Origin of the sequence: Devosia psychrophila (assembly GCF_000971275.1) — a bacterium.
Classification (GTDB): domain Bacteria; phylum Pseudomonadota; class Alphaproteobacteria; order Rhizobiales; family Devosiaceae; genus Devosia; species Devosia psychrophila.
Genome location: NZ_LAPV01000043.1, coordinates 22,420 through 31,411, shown reverse-complemented (window position 1 = coordinate 31,411; position 8,992 = coordinate 22,420). Strand labels below are relative to the sequence as shown.

The 8,992-nt window shown below is 61.0% G+C and carries 7 protein-coding genes; 4 read left to right on the top strand and 3 right to left on the bottom strand.

Annotation, left to right across the window (positions count from 1 at the left end):
• Positions 1-105 precede the first annotated feature (105 nt).
• Both WH91_RS04220 and WH91_RS04215 read right to left on the bottom strand, forming a co-directional pair.
• Positions 106-1,860 carry an extracellular solute-binding protein gene (locus WH91_RS04220; protein ID WP_046169768.1) on the bottom strand — a complete coding sequence of 585 codons (1,755 nt, stop codon included), beginning with the start codon at positions 1,858-1,860 and terminating at the stop codon, positions 106-108.
• A gap of 18 nt (positions 1,861-1,878) precedes the next feature.
• Positions 1,879-2,790, bottom strand: coding sequence for an NAD(P)-dependent oxidoreductase (locus tag WH91_RS04215; protein ID WP_052952579.1), 912 nt, complete (start codon positions 2,788-2,790; stop codon positions 1,879-1,881).
• Between the two features lie 282 nt (positions 2,791-3,072).
• Between WH91_RS04215 and WH91_RS04210 the strand changes: the two genes are divergently transcribed.
• Genes WH91_RS04210 through WH91_RS04195 form a run of 4 tightly spaced genes read left to right on the top strand, consistent with a single transcriptional unit; the run spans position 3,073 to position 6,438 of the window.
• Positions 3,073-4,140: a 2,3-butanediol dehydrogenase gene (locus WH91_RS04210; protein ID WP_046169767.1), complete on the top strand. Its 1,068-nt coding sequence runs from the start codon at positions 3,073-3,075 to the stop codon at positions 4,138-4,140.
• A 27-nt stretch (positions 4,141-4,167) separates the two neighbouring features.
• Positions 4,168-5,244, top strand: a complete 1,077-nt coding sequence (locus WH91_RS04205) for a maleylacetate reductase (RefSeq protein WP_046169766.1) — start codon at positions 4,168-4,170, stop codon at positions 5,242-5,244.
• A gap of 10 nt (positions 5,245-5,254) precedes the next feature.
• Positions 5,255-6,130, top strand: coding sequence for an intradiol ring-cleavage dioxygenase (locus WH91_RS04200; protein WP_046169765.1), 876 nt, complete (start codon positions 5,255-5,257; stop codon positions 6,128-6,130).
• An 8-nt stretch (positions 6,131-6,138) separates the two neighbouring features.
• Positions 6,139-6,438 carry a YciI family protein gene (locus WH91_RS04195; protein WP_046169764.1) on the top strand — a complete coding sequence of 100 codons (300 nt, stop codon included), beginning with the start codon at positions 6,139-6,141 and terminating at the stop codon, positions 6,436-6,438.
• An 8-nt stretch (positions 6,439-6,446) separates the two neighbouring features.
• Here the strand turns inward: WH91_RS04195 and WH91_RS04190 are convergent, their stop codons facing one another.
• On the bottom strand, positions 6,447-8,963 hold the full coding sequence (locus WH91_RS04190; protein WP_052952581.1) for an ATP-binding cassette domain-containing protein: 2,517 nt from the start codon (positions 8,961-8,963) through the stop codon (positions 6,447-6,449).
• Positions 8,964-8,992: the final 29 nt, after the last annotated feature.

Below are 8,992 nucleotides of genomic sequence, written 5' to 3'. Positions count from 1 at the left end.
CGAAGGGCAGATCACCAAGCTCAAGCTCGTCAAACGTCAGATGTACGGTCGCGCCAAGCTTGACCTGCTCCAGGCCAGACTGATCGGAGCAACATGATCCTGCGATCATCGAATGTGCGTCAGAGCCGCAGTTGCATGCGATTTGACAAGTCTGCTGGCTCGTGTCGCCCGATAGGCCGCGTTTTCAGCATCGGCGAGGGCATTTTTCGGCGCCTTGCCTTCGAAGACGGCGGCAAAGATCTCGTCGCCCAGAATCCGTTCAATTTCCACATATGCAGGAACCGGCGGGCGAGACCAGGTGTTCAGTTCGTTCCGCCGCGCCATTTGATCGACAAAGCTGACGATGGGAGAGGAAGCAAGCGCTTCAGGATCGGCGCAGACGGAAAACCGCGGCGCGACCGGAAAGCCATTGCGGACATGTGCCTTCATCGCCTCGGGCGACGCCATCCAGGCGATGGCATTGAGGATCTCGCGTTTGCGTTCAGGGCTTACATAAGACGGGATGGTCAGAAGAAAGCCCCCCACCGGTGCCGTGACATGCCGTCCTTTCAGGACTGGCGGCGGCAGATAGGCGACACGGCGTTTAACCTTGGAGGACAATTCGTACTCCAGCCTGGCGGCGCGCATGGTCCAAGCGTAGCTCATTGCAGCGTGGCCGGACATGAAGCACTCCAGATTGCGCTCGGCATCGAAGGTTTCCACGCCTGGCGGGGAGACTTCGCGTAGCTGCAACATGAAATCCAGCGCCGCCAGCCCTTCCTCACTGTTGAACTTCAGGCGCAGAGTACCCGGGTCAAAACCATCCTGCCAGTTCTCGGACTTGGGTGGAATCTCGATGACAGAGCCCTGGGATGAGGCCAAGAAAAACATGAAGGCATGGGCAATGGTCATGCCGCGCGCACCGTTCCAGGAAACGCCGTATTGCTCCTTCTCCGGGCGATGCAGCTGGCGGGCGGCGGCGATGGTGTCGTCAAAGCTATGCGGGAATGCCAAATGTGCCTGTTCGAACAAGTCCTTGCGCGCCGTCAGTATCTCGATGGTGCAGTAGATCGGGATGCCATATTGCTTGCCGTTCCAACGCCCCGTGCTCCAGACCGTGGGGTGAAAATCCAAAGGGTTGATCGGGGCCTGCGGCAGGATGTCGTCAAGACTGGCCAGAAGTCCGGCCTCGGCAAAGCGGCCAAGCCAGGGCATGTTGAGCGCAACCACATCATAGGCCGAGGCGGGATCGCTCAACGCAACTTCGGCCCGGCTGTACAATTCGGGCAAGGGTCTCAGATCGAAGCTGCTCTTGCGGCCGATATCGTTGCGAAAGTCGGACCACATATTGCGCATTGAGACGAAATAATTGTCGTCATGCAGCAGGAAATGCAGGTTGCGCAGGGTCGCAGAACTGATGTCGCCACCATGAACTGGCGCGATGATATGGGCCGCGAAGTATGATCCGCCGAAGTAATACTCATCCGTCTCGGCCCCCGAGCGCAGGCCGAAGGTTTTGGCCAAGTGAGCCTTCACCTGACTGGCATAGCGGATGAAACTGTCGATGAGGTCATGCGAAGGGGCCAGAAATCCGGTCTTGTGCTTGGGACCGCGCGGCACTTTCACAATCAGCCCGTCTTCGATCATCTTAACGATCATCCTGTTGCCGGTGCCATAGCTGGCTTGGCTCAGATCGATCAGGCTGCTGATATCGAGGGGCTTTTGCTTGAGATGGCTATCCACCAGTTCGAGCACGATGTTCCAGTAGGGATCCGGCTTGGCCCCGGGCACGACGCTATCAAACGGTGCGCGGATCTTTCGCAGAAAGTCGATCACCCGAGACAATTCGTGGTCTGAAAGCGTGGCGACGGCTCTGCTCATGGTTGCGAACCGGTCTCCTCAATCCTGCCCCGACTCCAAATTCGCATTTCGCATCCAGTCAAACAAAGCGAAGAAATCCTGTTCAGAATAGCCGGCATTTGAGGCAGCAATATATTGCTGCAGGATCATGTTGGCGGCGAACATGGGAACGTGCTTTTCCCGGCCGGCCTCAGTGATGAGTGTAAAATCCTTCATCATCTGGGTCACCGAGAATGCGGGACTGAAGTCCATCATCTCGATCATCTCTACCTTGTATTGGATAAGGGGGGAAGCGACAGCACTTTCGGCGATGACCTGCATCATGGCGGCAGGGTTCAGGCCTCCCGATTCACCCAGAACTAATGCCTCGGCAAGAATGGCGGCAGTGGCGCCAACCAGCGTGTTCAGCACCAGCTTCATGTAGCGCGCCTCCTCGGCAGGGCCGAGGTAGAACTTGCGCACAGCCAGAATGTCGAGCGTGTCAGACAGAGCATCCCAGGCAGAACTGTCGCCCGATGCCAGCACGGTCAGCTTGCCGCTCCGCGCCAGCGTGGTGCTGCCGGAAACCGGGCAGCGCAGATAGGCAACGCCACGCAACGCGAGATCGCGGGCGATCCTTTCGGATAGCTGCGGGGAAATCGTGCTCATGTCCACAAAGATCGACCCATGGCGAAGCTGGTCCAGCAGTCCCGCGTTCTCATCCCCCCAGATCAGCGCGCTCAGCACTGCGTCATTGGGGATCATCGAGAAGATCAGGTTGCACCGTTGCACCAGATCACCAGCAGTTGCCGCAACGTTGGCGCCGCGGGCCACCAGGCTCGCGCGGTTCTCGGTCACGGGATCACAGATGGTCAGCGCATGGCCGGCCTCGATCAAACGCGTCGCCATAGGATTGCCCATCTTGCCGACGCCTATCCAGCCGATGCTATGGGTGGTGGTCTTTGCTTCCACAGGGCAGTCTCCGCCAATTGCTTGCTTTTGAAGACTATAGCCGGACGGTCTGGATCGCAGATTTGAAAATGGTCCAATCTGGACAAAACAGACGTCAATGGTTGGCCAGACTTTGCTAATGATGCCGCGGGAAGTGCAGTGTCGGTCTCTGTGACCGCTTGTAGGATCCCCCCAGGGACAGGCGCATGGGCTGGCTGCTCGGATTGACCTGGTTTGGCCTTCGATTGTGCCTGGCGCATGCGGTGTTTGTCGAGCCCACCCGAGATCTTAAAGGATCAAGAGATGAAAGCCGTTCGTTTCCACGCCGCCCGTGACGTCCGCGTCGAGGAGGTGGCACCGCCGTCTGGCGTGCTGTTGCCCGATGACGTGCTGGTGGAGCCCTTTGTTACCGGCATCTGTGGCACCGACCTGCATGAATATGTCGCTGGCCCGATCGTCACGCCCGCCACGCCGCACGCCTATACCGGCGCCACCAATCCGCAAATTCTGGGGCACGAGTTCTCTGCGAGGGTCAAAGCGGTGGGCTCGGCCGTTTCTCATGTGAAGGCGGGGGACCGCATTTCGGTGCAGCCGCTGCTGTTTCCGCGTGACGATTATTTTGGCAAGCGCGGGCTCTATCACCTCTCGCCCAAGATGGCCTGCGTTGGCCTTTCCTGGGCTTGGGGCGGCATGGCCGAGCAGGCAGTGATCAAGGACTACAACGCTCAACCCGTGTCAAATTCTCTGACTGACGAGCAGGCAGCAATGATCGAGCCAGCCGCCGTGGCCATGTACGGCGTTGATCGGGGCGGCGTGACGGCAGGCTCCACCGTGCTGGTTTCCGGTGCGGGGCCGATTGGCGCGCTGACCATACTGGGTGCCAAGGCCGCCGGCGCCTCGGTGATCATCGTGTCTGAACCCAACCCCAACCGCCGCCGCATCATCAGCGAGATAGCCCCCTTTGCCGTGGTGATTGATCCCAAGACGCAGAATCTGCTTGAGGTGGTGCGTGACCTCACCGAAGAAGGAGTGGGCGTGGATGTGGCGCTTGAGTGCGTCGGGCTGGAGGCCTCGCTGAACGCCTGTGTTGACGCTGTGCGGCGACAGGGCAAGGTGGTGCAGGTTGGTCTGCACATCAAGCGCGCCAGTATTGATGCGATGCAATGGGCGCTCAAGGACATCACGCTAGAGGCGACCTGGTGCTATCCGGTCCAGATATGGCCCCGCATCGCCCGGCTGATCGCTTCGGGGACCTTCCCGGTAGAGCGCGTCATCACCGCGCGGATCGACGCGGCCGATGTGGTCTCGAAAGGTTTCGAAGCGCTGCTGGACCCGGCAGGCAACCATCTGAAAATCGTCGTGCGGACCTGACCGCCGACAGCGATATCGGGACAGCGCATGGCTTCGGCATTTCAAACAGTCTTCACCTACCAGGGCTCTCCGGCGCGGGTCGTCTTTGGCGCGGGCACTCTGGCCCAGGCCGGGGCGGAGGTGGAGCGGATGGGAGGCAAGCGCGCCCTGGTCTTGACCACGCCAGAACAGGCTGCAACCGGGCAGGCGCTGTGTGCGCAGCTTGGCACCCTCGCGGTCGGCCAGTTTTCTGGCGCAGTCATGCATACGCCGGTGTCGGTGACGCAAACCGCGTTCAACGAGATCACGCGAACCGGTGCCGATGTGGTGGTGGCCATTGGTGGCGGATCCACCATCGGTTTGGCCAAGGCACTCGCCCTGCGCACCGGCCTGCCCCAGATCGCCATTCCAACGACTTTCGCGGGGTCCGAAGCTACGCCGATCCTTGGCCAGACGCAGGACGGCGAAAAAACCACAATGACAGATCCGCGCTTGCGGCCTGCGGTCATTGTCTATGATGTGGCACTGGTCAAGACTATGCCACCCGCACTGGCCATCAGCAGCGGGCTGAACGCCCTGGCCCATGCTGTGGAGGGTCTGTACGCTCAGGATCGCAACCCGATGACCAGCCTGATGGCGTTGGAGGGCATCCGCGCAATGATCTCCGCCCTGCCCCGCCTGAAGAGCGATAGTGCCGATCTACAGGCCTGGGCGGAGGCGCAGTATGGTGCCTGGCTGTGTGGCACAGTGCTGGGACAGGTCGGCATGTCGATCCACCACAAGCTGTGCCACGCTCTTGGTGGCGGGTTTGACCTGCCCCATGCAGATACCCATGCCATCCTGCTGCCGCATGCGGTTTCGCATGTGGAGCCTGCCGTGCCCGAGCTGCTTGCCCCGGTGGCAGAGCTGATGGGCACCCGGACCGCTGCACTTGGCTTGCAGGCGCTGGCGAAATCACTGGGTGCGCCGATGCGCCTTCTCGATCTTGGTTTGACCGAGACAGACCTTGATCGCGCCGTTAGCCTGGCGACAGAGCGACCCTATTGGTCACCTCGCCCCATCGACCGCCAGACTATGATGCCGCTTCTGCGTCGGGCGCTGACCGGTGCACCCGCCCAATCCTGAGGATCTGACAATGTCCACCGAAAACGGCTATTTCAGCGAAGACCAGTCCGCCGAGACGGTCATAGCGCGCAATGCCGATTGCACCAATCCGCGCCTGAAACAGGTCATGGAGGTCGTTACCCGGAAGCTGCACGAGGCCGTCAAGGAAATCGAGCCAACTGAAGCCGAGTGGATGCAGGCACTGCAATTTCTGACCGCGACCGGTCAGATCTGCAATGACTGGCGGCAGGAATGGATCCTGTTTTCAGACGTCCTGGGCGTCTCCATGCTGGTCGATGCGATCAACCATCGCAAGCCCGATGGCGGCTCCGAGAACACGGTTCTGGGACCCTTTCACGTCGCCAATGCCCCGCAGATGCCGATGGGCGCCAATATCTGTCTGGATGGCAAGGGCGAGGACATGGTCGTTTCTGGCCAGGTGCTCGATACCGAGGGCAAGCCCATCTCGGGCGTGCGGATGGATGTGTGGCAGGCCAATGACGAGGGCTTTTACGACGTGCAGCAAAAGGGCATCCAGCCAGATTTCAATCTACGCGGCGTGTTCGTGACCGGCGATGATGGCCGCTACTGGTTCAGGGCGGTCAAGCCCCGCTTCTATCCCATCCCCGATGATGGCCCGGTGGGGCAGTTGCTCGGCGCCCTGGGTCGCCACCCCTATCGCCCGGCGCATCTGCACTTCATCCTGCAGGCGGAAGGGTTCCAGACGCTGACCACCCATATCTTCGATCCGCATTGTCCCTATATCACCTCGGACGCCGTGTTCGGTGTCAAGGAAAGCCTGCTGGCCGATTTTCAGCGGGTGGACGACACGGCCAGGGCCGAGGCGTTCGGCTTTACCTCAGGCTGGTACTGGTCGGTCGACTACGACTTCGTTCTGGCGCTGTGAGCCGATCAATGTTGGCCGTTCGCATCGCCTTCTCCGACCCGGCAAGGCAGGCCGAGCGGCAGCAGTATTTTCAAACGCACCGTCAATATCTGCGTGGGTCCGGATTGCGCATCCTGCTATCGGGCCCGCTGGCGCCGGTCGGCGACAGCCCGACGGGCGCATTGCTTCTGGTGGAGGTTAACCGGCTACAGGATCTTGTGGACTTCAGCGCAGGCGATCCCTTCGTGCAGTCCGGCGTCTATGGCGCCGTTCATATCTATGCCTGGAACATGAGCCTTTCGAGCCTGGCGGAAATCCCGGCGCCCTGATCGCTGGCTCAGTCCCGCGCATTGCCTCGCACTGTCGAATAGACCAGTGCCGCTGTCAGGATCAAGGCGCCCTGGAACACGTATTGCCAGGTCTGTGACAGGCCCAGAAACGACACTGCATTGAGCACCTGCATCAGCAGGACGGCCCCCATGACGGTGCCGATGAACGTGCCGCGTCCCCCCTTCAGACTGGTGCCGCCCAGAACCACTGCCGTGATACTGGACAAGGTGTAGTTCACGCCCTGCTGGGGGTCGCCGACGCCGATTTGTGCCATCAGCATCACCGCACCCAGAGCGGTGAACAGCGCACTGCCGAGATAGCCGGCGATAAAGATGCGGTCGACGCCCAGGCCGATCCGGCGTGCGGAGTCCTCATTGGATCCCACTGCACGCAGTTGCCAGCCCGGACGCTTGTGCCGCAACACGTACTCGCCGGCAAACGCAAAGGCGATCAGGACGACAAAGGCGACCGGGATCGGTCCCCACTGCAAAGTGATCCAGGCGACGACATCGCTGTTGATGTAGCCATCCGGACCGTTGCGCAGCAGGAAACTACAGCCTTGCAGGCCAATATACATTGCAAGCGTCGCGGCGATCGGGGTGAACTTAGCAAATCGGATCATGACGCCGTTGACCAGCCCCACCACGATCCCCGCCGCGAACAAGAGGGCAAATCCAGCCAATATGGTCGGCCAGGGTTGACCGTCATTGATGAAGAATGAGGCGACCACGACCATGAACCCCGCCAGGGGCCCGACCGACAGATCAATGCCGCCGGAAAGCAAAGCAATGTTCTGACCGATGGCGATGAAACCCAGGGCGGTGGCGAGCATCAGCATGTTGGACACGTTGAACGATGACAGGAACAGCGGATTCTGGCTATAGCCGAAGAGCGCCAGAACCACGATAACCGCCGCCAGAGGGATAGCCGGCGCATTGTCGGTCTGGACGAAATGTCGCCAGATGCCGTGGCGGGATCTGCTCTGCTCCAGACCGGCATCGGCATGAGCGGCTGCCGAAACTGCGGCCGCAACGATCCGCGCCTCAACGACGTCGGGACCGGACAGTGTCTCGACAACCTTGCCGCGCGACATGACGATAACCTTGTCGCACAGGCCTTCCAGTTCCGCGGCATCCGAAGAATTGACGATAACGGGGGTGCCCGCTGACGATACGTCGCGCAGGATGCGGTAAATCTCGGCTCTTGCCCCGACATCGACCCCCTGGGTCGGCTCGTCTGCCACAACCAGTCCGGGGTTAGACAGCAGCGCCCGTGCCAGGACGATCTTCTGCTGATTGCCGCCCGACAGGGACGACACTGCCGCCTCGATGCTGGAGGCCTTGACGGCCAGGGATCGGAACGTCTCCGAGACCTCTTCAACCTCTTGTTTGCGGCTGATGACACCGAAGCTGGCAAACTTGTCGAGTGCGGCCAGCGAGGCGTTCTCGCGGATGGTAAGCCCGCCTGCCAGTCCCTCGGCGTGGCGATCGGAGGGCATGAAGGCGGCCTTGTGCAACAGGTCGTGGTGGCTGAGCGCCTGACCGTTGAGCGTCACCTTGCCATCCCAACCCTGCAGCCCGGCAAGCGCGCGCATCAGTTCGGATTGACCGTTTCCGGCTACGCCGGCAACGCCGATGATCTGGCCGCGCGCGACATCAAAGCTGACGTCCTTGAAATTGTCGCCGCCAAGGCCCTGCACAGAAAGGTTTGTCTGGCCTGCGCCTGGGTGCGCCTTGGGCGGGAAGGTCGAGCCCAGCGCCCGGCCGACGATCATGGTCAGCAGATCCTGATCGCTGATCTCGCTGACCCTGGCCTCACCGCGCTTGCGGCCGTCGCGCAGCACGGTCACGCGATGCGCGATCTGGCGCAGTTCGGCCATGCGATGGGTAATGTAGATGACCGAGGTGCCCGATTTGACCACATCCCGGATGCGGCCAAAAAGCATATCGGTGGCTTCCTGGTCGAGCGATGCCGTCGGCTCGTCCAGAATGAGCACTCTTGGCTTGATCGCCAGCGCCTTGGCAATTTCCAGCAGCGCCATCTGCGCCACGGTCAGTGTATCGCCGCGCGCCTGCAACGGAACATGAAGACCCACCACATCAAGCAGGTCACCCGCCACTGCGCGGGCCGATTTGCCCTCGAACAAGGCAGGCGGCAGGGCCACACGCAGGTTTTCCAGCACCGACAGATCACTCAGCACTGCCGGATGCTGATAGGCAATTGCTATCCCCAGGTCCGCCGCCATCTCCGGCCGCATCGCCGGGATGGGTTGGCCATTGAATTCCAAGCTTCCCTGCGAGGGCTGAAAGACTCCCGAGATGATGTTCATCAGGGTGGATTTTCCGGCGCCGTTCTCACCCAGAACGGCGTGAACCTCGCCGGCGTTGAATGTGACGCTGACATCTGTCAGCGCAGCGATGCCGCCGAAGGACTTTGATATTCTGCTTAACCGCAGCACCACCGGCCCACTCGGGTCTGTCTCGGTTGCGTCCGTCTTTTCGGTCGCCAAAGTCGTATCTTGCATTGCCAACACCATTCGCGCTCAAGACATGG

What these genes read in the sequence shown, in the direction of transcription:
- WH91_RS04190 (WP_052952581.1), bottom strand. Translation starts at nt 8,963, where the DNA reads ATGCAAGATACGACTTTGGCGACCGAAAAGACGGACGCAACCGAGACA.
- WH91_RS04210 (WP_046169767.1), top strand. Translation starts at nt 3,073, where the DNA reads ATGAAAGCCGTTCGTTTCCACGCCGCCCGTGACGTCCGCGTCGAGGAG.
- WH91_RS04195 (WP_046169764.1), top strand. Translation starts at nt 6,139, where the DNA reads ATGTTGGCCGTTCGCATCGCCTTCTCCGACCCGGCAAGGCAGGCCGAG.
- WH91_RS04200 (WP_046169765.1), top strand. Translation starts at nt 5,255, where the DNA reads ATGTCCACCGAAAACGGCTATTTCAGCGAAGACCAGTCCGCCGAGACG.
- WH91_RS04205 (WP_046169766.1), top strand. Translation starts at nt 4,168, where the DNA reads ATGGCTTCGGCATTTCAAACAGTCTTCACCTACCAGGGCTCTCCGGCG.
- WH91_RS04220 (WP_046169768.1), bottom strand. Translation starts at nt 1,860, where the DNA reads ATGAGCAGAGCCGTCGCCACGCTTTCAGACCACGAATTGTCTCGGGTG.